Raw genomic sequence first — 15,442 nt, 5'->3', positions numbered from 1 at the left:
TCGGTCCGACGACGGGACCCGCTCTCCGCACACCGCACCCAGATATTAGAAAATTTATAAAACTTATCAGCCCGTCCGACCACCCGGGTGGTATGCGCGCGGACCTCGGTCGGGCGCTCCCCGACCCGCGACTGACGGCGGTCCTGCGAGGGTCGCTCGCCGACCTGTGGAGATACGCGAAGCACCTCCTCGCCCACTCGATATACGTCGGCACGAGCGTCGCCGTCGTTGCCCCGGTCGTCGTCGGCACCGGGGCCACCCTGATCTGGTTCGGGTCGACGACGCTGCCGCCCACCCCGTGACTCGTCGTTCCCTACTGCTTCGGCGGATTCGTGCTGCTGATGGTCGAGTTCACCGTCCTCCGGAAGCTCGCGCTCGCGTGGGGGACCGTCGTCTTCCACGTCCTGCTCGACGAGGAGGACCGCGAGGAACGCCGGACGCCGCACCACTGAGGGGCAGACGACTCCCGCCGTCCGGTCCGGGCGATTCGGCCGGCGTTCCCGCCGAACGCCATCGTCGGACCGAAACGGCGCTGGACGTCGAGACCGGCGTCTGACGAACGTTTATAAGTCGTTGCTAGGGAGTCTCAGTCGGTACTATGGTGAATGCGATTCGTCGGATGGCCGAGAGCAGTTCCAGAGTGGTGGAGCGCTACCTCCCGGACGCCTTCCTGTTCGCGATACTGTTGACGTTCGTGGCGTACGGGCTGGCGTTCGCGTTCGTCCAGCCCCAGCAGGGATATCTGACCCACGCCCGGGGGCTCGTGCTCGACGGCTGGTACGGCGGGTTCTGGGGACTGCTCACGTTCGCGATGCAGATGACGCTCATCCTGATGACGGGGTACGCCCTCGCCCAGACCGACCTCGTCGACGGCGTTCTCTCGCGACTCGCGGCGGTCCCGTCGACCGAGCGCAGGGCGGCCGCCTTCGTCCCCGTGGTCGCCGCCGCCGCCTCGTTCGTCCACTGGGGCCTGGGGTTGGTCGTCGGGGCCATCTTCGCCCGCAAGGTGGCCGAGGAGATTCGGAGCATCGACTTCCCCATCGTCGTCGCCGGAGCGTACTCCGGGTTCGTCGTCTGGCACGGCGGCCTCGCCGGTTCCATCCCGCTCGTGATGAACTCCAGCGCGGAGAACGGCAACTTCCTCATAGCACGTGGGGTGCTGGACGCGACCATCCCGACGGGCCAGACCATCTTCACGGTCGCCAACCTCGCTCTCGTCGCGGTCGTCGGCTTCCTCTTTCTCCCCGCGCTCTACCTGCTGATGTACCCCGACGACGAGCGCAAGAAGACGACCATCGACCCCGAAACGCTGAACGACGCCCAGGCCGACGGCGGCGAACCCGCGGCCGTGACCGCGCCGTCCGAGCACGCGACGATGGCCGACCGAATCGAACACTCCGCCGCCGTCGCGTGGGCCATCGGTCTCTCCGGCGTCGTCGCCGTCCTGCTGTACTTCGCCGTTCCGCTCGTCGACGACGGCGTCATGCCGTGGAACAACCTCGGGCTGAACGTCGTCAACTTCGCGTTCCTCTTCCTCGGGCTCTTGCTCCACGGAACGCCGGCGGCGTACGTCGAGGCGATGAAAGAGGCCGTCGAGAACGTCTGGGGCATCATCCTCCAGTTCCCCTTCTACGCCGGTATCATGGGCGTGATGAGCTACGCGCCGGAGGGGTCGACCAGCCTCGCGACCCAGATAGCCCAGGGCATGGTCGCGGTGGCTCCCGACGGAGCGCTGCCCGCCATCGCCTTCCTGACGGCGGGGCTCGTCAACTTCTTCGTCCCGAGCGGCGGCGGCGAGTGGGCGGTCGTCGGCGAGACGCTCGTGAAAGCCGCCAAGGCCGGCGGCGCGAGCGTTCCCCGCATCGCCGTGGCCGCCGCGTGGGGCGACGCGTGGACGAACATGATACAGCCGTTCTGGGCCATCCCGCTGCTGGCCATCAGCGGCCTCTCCGTCCGGGACATCATGGGATACTGCGTGATGGTGTTGCTCGGCAGCGGCGCGATAATCCTCGTCGGCATCACGGTCCTGCCCATGTGACCCGCCGAACGAGATAAGGTCGTTCGCACCGTTGAAGGTGATAGAAGTCCAGACTGCATGAGCGGAACTCGTCTCTCGCGCCGTCGATTCCTCACGGTAGTCGCAACGACCGCGGTCGCTGGCGTCGCCAGCGGCCAGGAGAAGACGTTCGAGTTCGCGGGCAGCGTGTCGGGGTGGCAGGGCCGCTCCCCGAAGGCCATCGCCGACGAGACGAACCCGACGCTCCGCCTCGTCGCCGGCCAGAAGTACGTCGTCTCCTGGGAGAACGTGGACGGCGAACCGCACAACTTCGCCATCGAGAACGAGAGCGGAGAGGTGCTGAAGGAGACGGAGGTCGTCAGCGAGAAGGGCGGCGTACAGACGGTGGAGTTCACCGCCAAACCCGGCATGGCGACGTACTTCTCGCAGGTCAACCCCGAGACGATGCGCGGGAAGATAGTCGTCCGCCAGCCCACGACGACCGCGACGCAGACGACGAACGGGACCGCGGGGACGACGAACGGAACGGTGGGGACGAACGGGACGACCGGAACGACGGAGACGACGGCGACCGAGACGACGACCACCGGAACCGAGCCGAGCGCCACGACGGACGAAACGCCGGCGACCGAGACGACGACCGGCGACACCGCCAACGACGGCGGTCAGCCCGGAGTCGGTCTCCTCGCCGCGCTCGGTAGTCTCGCCGGTCTCGCCTACCTGCTCCGGCGACGCGGAGACTGACGACGGGTCGTGCCGACCGACCGTCGAGAATCACCGGTCGAGGCGACCGTCGGTACGCGCCCCGGCGCAGCAAAACGACGGCGCTAGAAGCTGTTCTTTATTTTCTCGAAGAAGCCCTGTTCGACGTCGACCTCCTCGCCGCCGGCCTCGGCGAACGCTTCGAGGGCTTCGCGCTGGTCGTCGTTCAGCGATTCGGGCGTGACGACCTGCGCCTTGACGTAGAGGTCCCCGTGGCCGCGCCGCCGGAGGTGGGGCATTCCCTTGCCCTGCAGGCGGAAGGTCTCGCCGCTCTGGGTGCCGGCGGGAACGTCCATCTCGACGGAGCCGTCGACGGTGGGAATCTCGACGGTGTCCCCGAAGACGGCCTGCGGGAACGAGACGGCCGCACGGTGGTGGAGGTCCGCGCCGTCCCGCTCGAACTCCGGATGGTCGCGGACGGAGACCTCGATGAGCATGTCGCCGTTCGGGCCGCCGTTCTCGCCGGGCGCACCCTCGCCGTCCATCTGTAGCGTCTGGCCGTCCTGGATGCCGGCCGGCACCTCGACCGAGAGCGTCGCCTCGCGCTGGACGACGCCGTCGCCGCCACAGTCGCTGCAGGTCTCCTCGTACAGTTCGCCCTGGCCCTCACAGCGCGGGCAGGTGCGGGACTGCTGGACGCGACCGAACGGCGTCTGCTGAACCTGGGTGACCTGTCCCTGGCCGTTGCACTCGGGACAGGTCCGGGCGTCGGTTCCCGGCGGGTGGCCCTCGCCGTTACAGGTGTCACAGCGCTCCGGTCGGCGGACAGTCACCTGTTTCTCCGCGCCGTGGTACGCCTCTTCGAGGTCGATGGTCATGGTCGTCCGCAGGTCGGCACCCTGGCGCGGCCGGGAGCCGCCGCGCTGGCCACCGCCGCCGAAGAACTGCTCGAAGATGTCGCCCATCCCGCCGCCCATGCCGCCGCCGGCGCCGCCGAAGGGGTTGCCCTGGCCGGCGCCAGCGCCGCCGCGACCGCCGTCGAAGCCGCCGCGCTTCTCGGCCTGCTCGAAGCGGTCGTGGCCCATCTGGTCGTACGCCTGGCGCTTTTCCTCGTCGGTCAGTACCTCCTTCGCCTTCTTGACCCTCTTGAACTTCTCCTCGGCGTTCGGGTCGTCGCTGACGTCCGGGTGGTACTGCGTCGCCTTCTCCCGGTAGGCCTCCTGAATCTCGTCCTCGCTCGCGTCACGGCTGACGCCGAGCACGTCGTAGAAGTCCTCGCTCATTCGTTATCCCTCGATAAAAGTCGGAGTTACTTGAAGGGTCCGTTGGCGTCGCGAGCCCATCGGTCCTTCGTGGCCGCCGTTGCCTCGTCGCTACTGCTCCTCGTCGTCGTCGACGTCCTCGAAGTCGGCGTCGACGTACTCCTCGCCCTGCTGGTCGCCGCCGGCGCCCGCGCCCGGACCTGCACCGCCCGGACCAGCGCCGCCGGGGCCGCCGCCCATGCCGCCGGGGCCGGCACCGCCGGGACCGCCACCCGCGCCGGCCTGGGCCTGCTCCTGGTACATCTGCTTGCCGATCTCCTGGAGCTGTTCGCTCAGGCTCTCGGTGGCCTCCTCGAGGTCCTCCTTCGTCGCGTCGTCGTCGTCCAGCGTCTCCTGGACGGCGTCGATCTCCTCGCGGATGTCCGATTCGAGGTCGTCGTCGATCTCCTCCTCGTTCTCGTCCAGCAGCTTCTCGGCGCGCTGGACGGCGCTCTCGGCGGCGTTGCGCGCCTCGATGCGCTCGCGGCGCTGTTCGTCCTCTTCGGCGTGCTGCTCGGCCTCATCCTGCATGCGCTCTATCTCCTCGTCGGAGAGGCCGGCACCACCTTCGATGGTGATCTCCTCGCTGTTACCGGAGCCCTGGTCCTCGGCGGAGACGTTGACGATGCCGTTCTCGTCGATGTTGAACGACACCTCGATCTGGGGCGTTCCGGCCGGGGCCGGTGGGATGCCGGTGAGGTGGAACTCGCCGAGCAGTTCGTTCTCCTCGGCTATCTCGCGTTCGCCCTGGAACACCCGGACCTGGACCGAGGTCTGGTTGTCCGCCGCGGTGGTGAACACCTTCGACTCCTCGGTCGGGATGGTCGTGTTCTTGTCGATGAGGCGCTCGAAGAGGCCGCCCTTGACCTCGATGCCGAGCGAGAGGGGCGTCACGTCGAGCAGGACGATGTCGTCCACGTCGCCGGAGAGGACGCCGCCCTGGATGGCCGCGCCCAGCGCGACCGCCTCGTCGGGGTTGACGTTCTTCTTCGGCTCCTGGCCGGACATCTCCTCGACCTTCTCCTGGACCTGGGGCATCCGGGTCGAACCGCCGACGAGGATGACCTCGTCGATGTCGCTCTCGGAGTAGCCGGCGTCGTCGAGGGCCTGCTCGGTCGGGCCGACCGTGCGCTCGATGAGGTCCTCAGTGAGGCTCTCGAACTTCGCGCGGGTCAGGCTCTCCTCCAGGTGGACCGGTCCGTCGTCGGTCGCCGTGATGAACGGGAGGTTGATGTCCGTCTCCTTGCGCGAGGAGAGCTCTATCTTGGCTTCCTCGGCGGCGTCTTTCAGGCGCTGGAGCGCCTGCCGGTCGTCGCGGAGGTCGATGCCGTGGTCGTTCTCGAACTCGTCGGCCAGGTAGTCGATGATGGCTTGGTCCCAGTCGTCGCCGCCGAGGTCGTTGTCGCCGTTCGTGGCGACGACCTCGTAGACGCCGCCGCCGAGGTCCAGCACGGAGACGTCGAACGTCCCGCCGCCGAGGTCGTAGACGAGCACGGTCTGGTCGGTCTCGTCGTCGAGACCGTACGCCATCGACGCGGCCGTCGGCTCGTTGACGATGCGCTCGACCTCGAAGCCGGCGATCTCGCCGGCGTCCTTCGTGGCCTGGCGCTGGTGGTCGTTGAAGTACGCGGGGACCGTGATGACGGCCTTCTCGACGTCGTCGCCGAGGTACTCCTCGGCGTCCCGCTTTATCTTCTGGAGAATCATCGCCGAGATCTGCTCCGGCGTGTACTCTTCGCCGTCGACCTCGACGGTGTAGTCGTCCTCGCCCATGTGACGCTTGATGGACTGGATCGTGTCCTCGGGGTTCTGGACCGCCTTGTTCTTGGCGGGTTTGCCCACGAGTCGCTCGCCGTCGTCGGAGAAGGAGACGACCGACGGCGTGGTTCGGTCGCCTTCCCCGTTGACGATGATTTCGGGGTCGCCGCCCTCCATCACCGCGAACGCGCTGTTCGTGGTACCGAGGTCGATACCCAGTATCTTGTTGCTCGCCATCGTTGGGCCAACGTAGCCGTTTCGGGCGGTTAAAGGTTACTAGACGCTACGACGTTGCCCAGAAGACGACCTCGCTGCCTGCTTGCGATTCTGGGTTCGGTACGCGCTCCCATCCGGGAGTTTTATCACGAACCGGTACTCCATCCCGGCTCCCGTTTCGACGTCGAGGGTCGCCGCTACTCCTCGTCTCCCTCGCCATCGCTGACAGTTACCTGCGCCGACTGGAGCACCTTGTCGGCCATCTCGTACCCCGGGCGGTACACGTCCGCGATGGTGTCCTCGGGGTGGTCGCTGTCGACGCGCATCATCACCTCGTGGCGCTGCGGGTCGACGTCCTCGCCGGGGTCCGGTTCTATCTCGGTGACGTTCTCCTCGTCGAGCACGCGGTTCAGCTCCTTCAGCGTCAGTTCGACGCCCTCGCGCAGGCTCTCGACGTTCTCGTGGTCGTCCTCGACGGCCCGTTTCAGGTTCTCGTGGACGTCGAGCAGTCGTTCCACGAGGTCCTCCGTCGCGCGCTCTTCGAGTTGCTCCTGGCGCTTCTTCGCTCGCTTCTTGTAGTTCTGGAAGTCCGCCTGCTTTCGCTTCAGCTTCGACTCGAACTCCTCGGCTTCGGCCTCGGCCTCCTCGCGCCTGCGTTCGAGGTCCGCGAGGTGCTCCTCGAGGTCCACGGCGAGACCCTCGTCCTCGACCGCGACCTTCGCCACGAGCGACGTGCTCGTCGGGCCGAGTACGTCCTCGACCGACTGCTCCGTCTCGCTCTCGGCGTCCGCTTCGTCGGCCGGTTCGGTCCCTTCTGGCTGCTCCTCGTCGGGCGTCTGGGCGGCCTCCTCCTCGGTCATACACGAACGAAGCCGCCGTACGCGTTTAAGGTTTCAGAAACGGAGCGACGTAGACGCCGGAACGACGACCGGAGCCACGGCCGCGCTGGAGAGCGGACCCGAACTCACGTCCGTGACGTCTCCAGTTCGGCGGCGAACCGGAGCAGGGAGGCGAGCGACTCCGGGACGTCGGCCAGGCCCGCCATCAGGCCGATGGGCTCGTACTCGACGACGCCGGCCGTCGCCAGCGCCGGGAGATTCGTCTGGACCAGTTCGACGAACGTCCGCTCGTAGGCGTCTTCGGGGACCGCGTCGACCGACACGTCCCACTCCCAGGCGGCGACCTGACGGGCGAGCCGCTCCAGTCTCACCGGGCGGGAGTCACGCCGGGCGAGATAGTAGAGGACGTACCTGGTGCGCCGGTCCGCGAGCAGTCGAAGCAGGGCGAACCAGCGGACCGGCGTACCGCCGTCCGGAACCGACCGTCGCGCGTCACGGTTCGCCAGACGGCCAACCTCCGGGTCCGGCGAGTGGCGGTACGCCCACGAGAGCGCGAGAAGTACCGAGCGGACCGTCCGGACGAAAAGCGTCACGGAGACGGTCCACCCGTTCGGGGGATATGCGTCCGCCGGAGCGGTTCCTCTGTCCGTCATCGTCTCCTCCGGTTTCCAAGGGCGTGACCGGAGTTTAACCCCCCTCACCGTTCGTGTCGTTCACGGACTGCCCCGGGGACGCGGGCCACGTGGTGTGTCGATTACGCCGACGACTCGGCGTCTAGACCGTCGACCGGTCGAGACGAGTCGCGCTAAGCGAACGGACCGAAACGGACGAGGGGGGACGGTCCGGCCCCCGACGGTGATGACCTACCCGGGGCGGGACGGCGACGGGTCGAAAGGCGACCCGAAACGCGTTCAACCGTCGTTCTGCGACCGACACGACGGATTATCTCGCTCGACCGAGCGTTATCGAGGGTCGGCGGCGACGTATCCCCGTTCACCGTCGAGTTATCGCGGGCTGACGTCCGGACTCGAACGGATAACGAGCGTTACTCGTAGCGTCTCGGGCGTCGACGGCGGCCGGGGCCGCCAGACGGCGGTACGTTCCGTTTCTCGTCGCGCGAGCGCAGGTGTCACAACCCTTTTCCGCCCTGCGAGAGAAATCGGACGTATGGTAGACGACGAATCCAACGAGAAGGACACGACCGAGCAGAACGAGGGCAGCGAGGAGGAGAAATCCTTCCGCGAACGCGTCGAGGAGATCCGCGAGAAGCGCGCCGAGGAAGGCGAAGAGGGCGACCGCGAGGAGCGCATGAAGGAGGCCCTCGGCGGCGGCGGCCCCGGCGGCATGGGCGGCGGTGGCGGCAACCCGTTCGCGCAGATGATGGGCGGCATGATGGGCGGCGGTGGCGGCCCCGGCGCGATGGGTGGAGGCCCCGGCGGCGAGAGCGAGGGCAACGAGGAACTCGTCCGCGAGGTGCGACAGCTCCGCGACGAGGTCCGGGACGCGACGCGACAGCTCCAGCGCATCGCCGACGCGCTCGAAGACTGAATTTCCTGTCAGAAACCTTTCGGTAATCCGAGAGACGAAAGCTGGGATTCTTATAATTCCCTCGTCTATTTCGGTTCGTAACAGTGGTCGCAGAGTCCAGTAGCGGGAGTTCGCTCCGCCTGTTCGGTGACCGCGAGTTCCTCGCGTTAGCCGGCACCGCGTTCGCCAGGAGCCAGGCGTACTCGACCATCCTCATCGCGCTGGCGCTGTACGCCGAGATGTTCCACACCAGCAGCACGGTCGAAGGTCTGTTCGGTACCGCGTTCGCAGTCGTCCAGTTGCTCATCGTGCTCCCGCTGGGCCGCTACATCGACATCCAGGACTCCAAGCGGTTCCTGCTCGCCGGCCTCCTGCTCAACGTCCTCGTGTTCGTCGGGTTCGCGTTCGTCGAGACCGTCGAACACGTCATCCTCATCAGGGCGCTCCAGGGACTGAGCGCGAGCATGCTCTGGCTCACCGGAACGACCGTCGTCGGCGAGATATCTGACGAGGGGTCGCGGGGGCTGTGGATCGGCACCTACAACCAGGTCGGCGCGTTCTCCAGCCTGTTCGGAGACATCTTCGGCGGCCTGCTCCTCTACCTCTACGACTTCTCGCTGACGTACGCGGTGCTGAGCGCCATCACGCTCGGCGCGTTCCTCGCGGTGTTTTTCTTCCTCCGGGACAACCCCGGCGGGCGAAAAGACCCCGAGGTGGCGACCGGCGTCGAGACCATCCGTACGCTGCTCGAACGGACCGCCATCAGGGCTCTCGTCTTCTTCCGGGTCGCGTTCAGCGTCGGAAAGATGGCGGTCATCATCTTCCTGCCCATCTACGCCCGCACGGAGTTCGGCATCAACCCGTTCGTCATCGGCGGCATCATGGCCGGCGGGAAGCTGACGAAGTCCCTGACGCAGGGGAAGGTCGGCGACTGGACCGACCGCGTCGGGAACAAGTACCAGTTCATCCTCGCGGGCGCGCTCGTGTACGCGATCGGAACCGCGCTCATCCCCTTCGCGGGGATGGCCCACCAGTACGTGCCGGGAACGACGATCAGGGCCTTCGGAGGGTCGATGGAGCTTCCGGGAGCCTTCTTCGTCCTGTTCGCGGCGTACGCCGTCCTCGGCATCGGCGACAGCCTTCGACTGCCGGCGAGCATGGCGCTGTTCGTCGAGGAGGGCGAGCACTTCGACGCCGTCGCCTCCAGCCTCTCGCTGCGCTCCATCGCGTGGAAGGTCGGACAGGTCGGCGGCCCCGTCCTCATCGGTGCCATCTGGGACGCGACCACGGTCTGGGTCGCGTTCTGGTCCGCCGCCGCGTTCATCGTCGTCTCCTCGGTCGTGTTCGCGTCGCTCTTCAGCATCGACCCCGCGCCCGACGTGGACGCGGTGGCCGGGGACTGAGTCCGGGCCACGGTCGTCGGCGGGCCGCGCCGAAAGCGCCAGCGCGAGACGCAACCGTGAAACCACCGAGGCTCCAACTCCAGCACATGGACGAACGACCGGGGCTGTCCGACCAGTATCGAAAGTCCAGTCCGTGGCCGATGTTCGTCGCGGTCGGGCTCGCGCTGTTCGAGGTTGGCATCGTGCTCGCCGACGTGCTCTTTCCCGTCGCCGTCGGGGGGATGCTGATGTTCGTCGGAAGCGTCGTCGGCATCCTCCGCGAATCCGAGTACATCGCCGACCCGTGGAAGGCGCTCGTCGTCTGTGCCGGCCTGGCGTTCGCCGTCGGCGGTCTCCTCTGGACCCAGACGGCCGGGTCGGTTCAGGTGCGGGGAACTGCTATCCTCGTCGGCGGCGTCGTACTGCTCGTCGGCGGCGTCGTGGGGGCGCTGTGGCAACCGTCGGCAGCGTGAAAACGGCGCGAGAGACGTCGTCCCGCCCGTAACGCCGAACGACCGCGAGTCCGGTCGGAACCACAAACCTATTTGATGCCGCCGACGCTACCTCCCGGTAATATGGCAGAGAGCGTCTTCGACAAGGAAACGTTGCTGGACATCACGGTGAACGTCGTGCCGCTAGGGATTATGGCGTTCTTCTTCGTCCTCTTCCTGCTCCAGAGCCTCAAGACCGGTGACAGACTCGTCGAACTGGTCAGTTGGGGTCTCATCATCGTCCCCTTCACTCTGCTCGCCCTGTTAACGTATATCGCGGCACGGGAAATCTAGGCCCCGTACAGCGACGGAACCTTACCTTTCTTTACCCTGTAGTCCTCAGCGTCTCCTATGGCAGACACTGGGCAGATTGCTCTCACAGTCGTGATGGGAGTGCTCTTGCTCGCCGTCGCCGCCTTCCTCACGCGCCTGGAGGACTGGCGGTCGTACGCGCCACTCGGCAGTGGGGGGTACGGGTACGGTGAGCGCTCCGAGCACGTCCACGAGGAGAAACCGTCCGGCATCGTACGCTGGTTGACGACTGTCGACCACAAGGACATCGGAATGCTGTACGGGGCCTACGCCCTGTTCGCGTTCGCGTGGGGCGGCATCGCCGTCCTGCTGATGCGGGCGGAGCTGTTCGCTCCCCAGACGGATATCATCGAGCCGACGTTCTACAACGCTCTTCTGACCACGCACGGTATCACCATGCTGTTCCTGTTCGGGACGCCCATCATCGCGGCGTTCGGGAACTACTTCATCCCGCTGCTCATCGGGGCAGACGACATGGCGTTCCCGCGCATCAACGCCATCGCGTTCTGGCTGCTGCCCCCGGGTGCGCTACTCATCTGGGCCGGCTTCTTCATCCCGGGAGTCGCCCCGTCCCAGACGAGCTGGACGATGTACACGCCGCTGTCCGTCGAGCAGACGTCGAGCGCCATCGACCTGATGCTGCTCGGACTCCACCTGACCGGCGTCTCGGCGACGATGGGTGCGATAAACTTCATCGCGACCATCTTCACCGAGCGCGGCGACGACGTCGGCTGGCCCGACCTCGACATCTTCTCGTGGACGCTGCTCACCCAGTCGGGGCTCATCCTGTTCTCGTTCCCGCTGCTGGGCAGCGCACTCATCATGCTGCTGCTCGACCGGAACTTCGCGACGACGTTCTTCGCGACAGAAGGCGGCGGTCCCATCCTCTGGCAGCACCTGTTCTGGTTCTTCGGCCACCCCGAGGTGTACATCCTCGTGCTACCGCCGATGGGACTGGTCAGTCTCATCCTGCCGCGGTTCTCCGGCCGGAAGCTGTTCGGGTTCAAGTTCGTCGTCTACTCGACGCTAGCCATCGGCGTCCTCTCGTTCGGCGTCTGGGCCCACCACATGTTCGCCACCGGTATCGACCCCCGGATTCGGGCGAGTTTCATGGCGGTGTCGCTGGCCATCGCAATACCGAGCGCGGTCAAGGTGTTCAACTGGATCACCACCATGTGGAACGGCCGTCTACGGTTGACCGCGCCGATGCTGTTCAGCATCGGATTCGTCCAGAACTTCATCATCGGCGGCGTCACCGGCGTCTTCCTCGCGGCGATTCCCATTGACCTCGTGCTCCACGACACCTACTACGTCGTCGGACACTTCCACTTCATCGTCATGGGTGCCATCGCCGTCGCCGGCTTCTCGGCGTTCTACTACTGGTTCCCCATCTTCACGGGGAAGATGTACCAGAAGCGGCTGGCTCACTGGCACTTCTGGCTGACGATGATCGGCTCGAACGTCACGTTCTTCGCCATGCTGTTCCTCGGTTACGGCGGCATGCCGCGCCGCTACGCGACCTTCCTACCGCAGTTCGCCACCTGGCACCAGGTCGCCACCGTCGGCGCGTTCCTCATGGGCATCGGTCAGCTCATCTTCGTCTGGAACGTCGCCCAGTCCTGGCTGGAGGGACCGCTCGTCGAGAGCCCCGACCCCTGGAAGCTCGAAGAAGACGGGCTCCGCTCGAAGGAGTGGGAGTGGTTCGAACGGAAGCAGGAGACGGCCATCACCGACGGCGGTGAGGAGACCGACGGCCACGGTCCCGCGGACGACTGAGTCCGACTGGCGAAGACGACCGCCGTTCCCTTTCTCTTTCCATCGCTCGATAGACCGGCGACGACCGCCGGGAGAGCGAGTCGTTCGCGAGCGACGTCTGCAGCGCGTCGGTTACGTCACCGCGAGGATAATGCCCATGGAGAACATGAGCACGGTGAGGCCGCCGAGTACGAGAGCGAGTAGTTCCTTCTCGGACATGGTCGTACTACGTGCGGTCGAATGAAAAGGCTAATCCTCTCGGTGTCGTTAGCTCGAGGCGTGCCCGCTCGACTCGAAGGTCCGTCGCTGGTCGTCGGCATGTACGCCTTCATCGTCGCGTTCGCCGGCGTCGCCGGCGCGCTCATCGGTACGTTCGCCCCCGACTTGCTCGGTACCGAACTCGACCCGGTGGCGCTGTTCGGCATCTTCGAGATTCAGCCGACGCCCGTCGGCCTGGCCGTCTACGGGATGGTGACCATCGCGCTCCTTCTCGGCATCCCCCTCGCACTGGTGGTGTACGTCTCCAACCGCTTCGACGACGACGCCGTGTAGGCGCGGAACCGCAACGAGCGGTCCGCCCACGCGAACCAATAAGCCCGTTCGCGTCGAAACGACGGCTATGTATCACGTACTCGTGGCACTCGACGAGGACGAATCGCGAGCGCGCGCCCAGGCGGAGGCGGTGACCGAACTACCCGCTGCCGCCGACGAGGTGCGCGCGACGCTGTTCCACGCGTTCACCGACAACCCCCGTGGAGCTTCCGCGCCGCAGGTGGCGGGCGTCCGGCGCGCCCGGGAAGCGTTCGACGCAGCGGGCGTCGAGGTCGACGTGGTCGAGACGAGCGGCGACCCGGCGGAGGAGATACTCGACGCGGCCCGCGACCGCGACGCGAACGCCATCTGCGTCGGCGGGCGCAAGCGCTCGCCGGCCGGGAAGGCGCTGTTCGGCAGCGTCGTCCAGTCGGTCGTGCTCAACGCGGACCGTCCCGTCATCGTGGCCGGCGAGCGCGAGGCGGAGTAAGGCTCGCGACGCTGCCGACGCGGGTCTCCCGTCCACCGCGCGGTCGGCCCGCTCTTGCATCAGTGCGCCGCCGGACCGCTCGACCCTACCCTTCGCCGACCATGCGGTCCTCGTCGTCCCACTCCCGCTCGCGGAGTTCGTACTTCTGGACCTTGCCCGTCGCGGTGGTCGGCAGGTCGTCGACAAACTCGATCCGGTCGACCCGCTTGTAGGACGCCATGCGTTCTCTCGTGAACTCCCTGAGCTCCGCTTTGGTCACGCCCGGTTCGTCGGGGTCGTCGGACACGGGGACGACGAAGGCCTTGGGCGTCTCGCCCCACCGGTCGCTCGGGGCAGGGACGACGGCGACGTCCGAGACGTCATCGTGTTCGAACAGCGTGTCCTCGATCTCGATGCTGGAGATGTTCTCGCCGCCGGAGATGATGATGTCTTTCTTGCGGTCCTGGATGGAGACCATGCCGTGCTCGTCGACGACCGCGAGGTCGCCCGTGTGGAACCAGCCCTCGCGCTTGTCGTCGAACGTTTCCTCGGTCGCTTCGGGTTTCTCCCAGTAGCCGTCCATCACCTGGTTGCCGCGGACGACGATCTCGCCGATGGTCGAATCGTCGCGAGGCACGTCTTCGCCGTCGTCGTCGACCACCGCGACCTCCGTGCCGAGGACGCCAATCCCCTGGCGTTTCTTGATCTTGAACCGGTCGTCGGCGTCGCCGTCCAGCAGCCGCCGCGCGTCCGACGTCGTGATGAGCGGTCCCGTCTCGGTCGCGCCGTAGAGATGTTTCAGGTACCAGCCGAACTCGTCTTCGACGGCCCGGATGGTCGCCTCCGGCGGGGCGCTCCCCGCGGTCGTGACGCGCACATCGTTTTCGCCGGCCATCTCCGGTCGTCCGTTCGCCTCGTAGTAGTCGACCAGCATGTTCAGCACCGTGGGCGCGCCACAGAGGAACGACACGTCCTCGTTCCGGATGGTCTCGACGACGTCCGCGGCGTCGACGCCGCGCGTGCAGACGTGTTTCGCGCCCATCCCCGTGACGGCGTAGATGTGACCCCAGCCGTTGACGTGGAACATCGGCAGCGTCCAGAGGTAGACGTCGTCGTCGTACAGTTCGTGGTGAACCGAGAGCACGTAGGCGTGGAGGGTCTCGGTCCGGTGCGTTCGCATCACGCCCTTCGGGTCGCCCGTGGTCCCGGAGGTGTAGTTGATGGTGATGACTTCGTCTTCCGCCATCTCCGGACGTTCGTAGCCGTCGGGGTCGGCCGCCGCGACGACCGCCTCGAAGTCCTCCCAGTCGCCGTCCGTCCGGTCGGCGTCGTTGCTGACGAAGACGCTGGTCGGCACCGAGTCGCGCACCGCCTCTATCTTGTGGGCGTAGTCGTAGTCGGCGACGACGGCGTCCACCGCCGCGTCGGACAGGATGTACTCGAAGTCGTCGGGGGTGAGCCGGTAGTTGAGCGGCGTGTGGACCGCCCCGAGTTGCATGGTCGCGTAGGCGGTTTCGAGGTGGTAGTGGGTGTTGGGGTCCAGTACCGCGACGCGGTCGCCCTTCTCGATGCCGCGCTCGGCGAGCGCCGCCGACAGTCGGTCGACCCGGTCGCCGAGTTCGTCGTACGTGTACCGTTCCCCGGTCGTCGCGACGACCGCCTCCTGGTCACCGTAATGATTCCGGGCCCGGTCGAGAAAGTCCGTCACGAGCAGCGGTTTGTGCATGAGGAGAAGGACATTTACTTTGATGATATACGTTGCGGTGAGTGCAAATCTTCACGAGAGAGATAGCGACCGACGCTCGAGCGAAGCGAGAAGAGGATACGACGGCGGTCCCGGTCGAACCGGAACGCGCCGTCTACGCGTCAATCGGGACGACCCCCTCAGTCGCCCTGGACCTTCTGCTGGATGTCCGAGACGACCTCGGGGTTGCGGAGGGTGGAGGTGTCGCCGAGTTGTTCGTCGTTGGCGATGTCCTCGAGCAGTCGGCGCATAATCTTGCCCGAGCGAGTTTTGGGGAGTTCGGGGGTGAACACGACCTGTTCGGGCCGCGCGATGGGGCCAATGGCGTCCTCGACGCCCGCGACGATGCGGTCGCGCAACTGGTCGTCGCCCTCGTGGCCCTCCTCGGTGATGACGTA

Annotated in this window: 16 protein-coding genes; 10 read left to right on the top strand and 6 right to left on the bottom strand. The window is 66.5% G+C overall.

The annotated features are described in order from the left end of the window. Positions 1-92 precede the first annotated feature (92 nt). The 3 genes from ACRYA2_RS11215 to ACRYA2_RS11205 all read left to right on the top strand — a co-directional run bounded on the left by ACRYA2_RS11215 (position 93) and on the right by ACRYA2_RS11205 (position 2,761). Positions 93-302, top strand: a complete 210-nt coding sequence (locus tag ACRYA2_RS11215) for a hypothetical protein (protein ID WP_433627840.1) — start codon at positions 93-95, stop codon at positions 300-302. Positions 303-598: 296 nt separating this feature from the next. Beyond that, positions 599-2,038: a short-chain fatty acid transporter gene (locus ACRYA2_RS11210; protein ID WP_433627837.1), complete on the top strand. Its 1,440-nt coding sequence runs from the start codon at positions 599-601 to the stop codon at positions 2,036-2,038. A gap of 57 nt (positions 2,039-2,095) precedes the next feature. Continuing rightward, the gene (locus ACRYA2_RS11205) at positions 2,096-2,761 is read left to right on the top strand and encodes a cupredoxin domain-containing protein (RefSeq protein ID WP_433627835.1); all 666 of its coding nucleotides are present in this window, start codon (positions 2,096-2,098) and stop codon (positions 2,759-2,761) included. Between the two features lie 83 nt (positions 2,762-2,844). Here the strand turns inward: ACRYA2_RS11205 and dnaJ are convergent, their stop codons facing one another. From dnaJ to ACRYA2_RS11185, 4 genes are all read right to left on the bottom strand, one after another. Next, on the bottom strand, positions 2,845-4,002 hold the full coding sequence (dnaJ, locus tag ACRYA2_RS11200; RefSeq protein WP_433627833.1) for a molecular chaperone DnaJ: 1,158 nt from the start codon (positions 4,000-4,002) through the stop codon (positions 2,845-2,847). Positions 4,003-4,092: 90 nt separating this feature from the next. Beyond that, positions 4,093-6,015 (bottom strand): molecular chaperone DnaK, encoded by a 1,923-nt coding sequence (dnaK, locus tag ACRYA2_RS11195; protein WP_433627830.1) that lies wholly within the window; start codon positions 6,013-6,015, stop codon positions 4,093-4,095. Positions 6,016-6,191: 176 nt separating this feature from the next. Further along, positions 6,192-6,854, bottom strand: coding sequence for a nucleotide exchange factor GrpE (locus ACRYA2_RS11190; RefSeq protein WP_433627828.1), 663 nt, complete (start codon positions 6,852-6,854; stop codon positions 6,192-6,194). 104 nt (positions 6,855-6,958) lie between these two features. Continuing rightward, positions 6,959-7,486: a DUF7344 domain-containing protein gene (locus tag ACRYA2_RS11185; protein WP_433627825.1), complete on the bottom strand. Its 528-nt coding sequence runs from the start codon at positions 7,484-7,486 to the stop codon at positions 6,959-6,961. Positions 7,487-8,000: 514 nt separating this feature from the next. Here ACRYA2_RS11185 and ACRYA2_RS11180 point away from each other — a divergent pair. The 7 genes from ACRYA2_RS11180 (at position 8,001) to ACRYA2_RS11150 (ending at position 13,321) form a co-directional block, all read left to right on the top strand. Next, positions 8,001-8,381: a hypothetical protein gene (locus ACRYA2_RS11180; protein ID WP_433627823.1), complete on the top strand. Its 381-nt coding sequence runs from the start codon at positions 8,001-8,003 to the stop codon at positions 8,379-8,381. 83 nt (positions 8,382-8,464) lie between these two features. Continuing rightward, positions 8,465-9,763, top strand: coding sequence for an MFS transporter (locus ACRYA2_RS11175; RefSeq protein ID WP_433627821.1), 1,299 nt, complete (start codon positions 8,465-8,467; stop codon positions 9,761-9,763). A gap of 86 nt (positions 9,764-9,849) precedes the next feature. Next, positions 9,850-10,215 (top strand): DUF7541 family protein, encoded by a 366-nt coding sequence (locus ACRYA2_RS11170; RefSeq protein ID WP_433627818.1) that lies wholly within the window; start codon positions 9,850-9,852, stop codon positions 10,213-10,215. A 102-nt stretch (positions 10,216-10,317) separates the two neighbouring features. Further along, a complete protein-coding gene (locus ACRYA2_RS11165) occupies positions 10,318-10,527 on the top strand; it encodes a DUF6684 family protein (protein ID WP_433627815.1) in 210 nt (69 codons plus the stop codon). Between the two features lie 57 nt (positions 10,528-10,584). Next, positions 10,585-12,321: a cytochrome c oxidase subunit I gene (gene ctaD, locus ACRYA2_RS11160; RefSeq protein WP_433627812.1), complete on the top strand. Its 1,737-nt coding sequence runs from the start codon at positions 10,585-10,587 to the stop codon at positions 12,319-12,321. A 258-nt stretch (positions 12,322-12,579) separates the two neighbouring features. Continuing rightward, the gene (locus ACRYA2_RS11155; protein WP_433627809.1) at positions 12,580-12,852 is read left to right on the top strand and encodes a DUF7520 family protein; all 273 of its coding nucleotides are present in this window, start codon (positions 12,580-12,582) and stop codon (positions 12,850-12,852) included. A 67-nt stretch (positions 12,853-12,919) separates the two neighbouring features. Continuing rightward, positions 12,920-13,321, top strand: a complete 402-nt coding sequence (locus ACRYA2_RS11150; RefSeq protein ID WP_433627806.1) for a universal stress protein — start codon at positions 12,920-12,922, stop codon at positions 13,319-13,321. A gap of 85 nt (positions 13,322-13,406) precedes the next feature. Here the strand turns inward: ACRYA2_RS11150 and ACRYA2_RS11145 are convergent, their stop codons facing one another. Both ACRYA2_RS11145 and ACRYA2_RS11140 read right to left on the bottom strand, forming a co-directional pair. Beyond that, the gene (locus tag ACRYA2_RS11145) at positions 13,407-15,026 is read right to left on the bottom strand and encodes a class I adenylate-forming enzyme family protein (protein ID WP_433627803.1); all 1,620 of its coding nucleotides are present in this window, start codon (positions 15,024-15,026) and stop codon (positions 13,407-13,409) included. Positions 15,027-15,184: 158 nt separating this feature from the next. Next, positions 15,185-15,442, bottom strand: a 258-nt coding sequence (locus ACRYA2_RS11140; protein WP_433627801.1) for an AMP-binding enzyme, incomplete at its 5' end; no start/stop codon positions are given.

This window comes from Halomicrococcus pelagicus, assembly GCF_050954125.1.
Note: the sequence above shows the minus strand (reverse complement) of the source record. Positions and strands in the feature narration are given on the sequence as shown.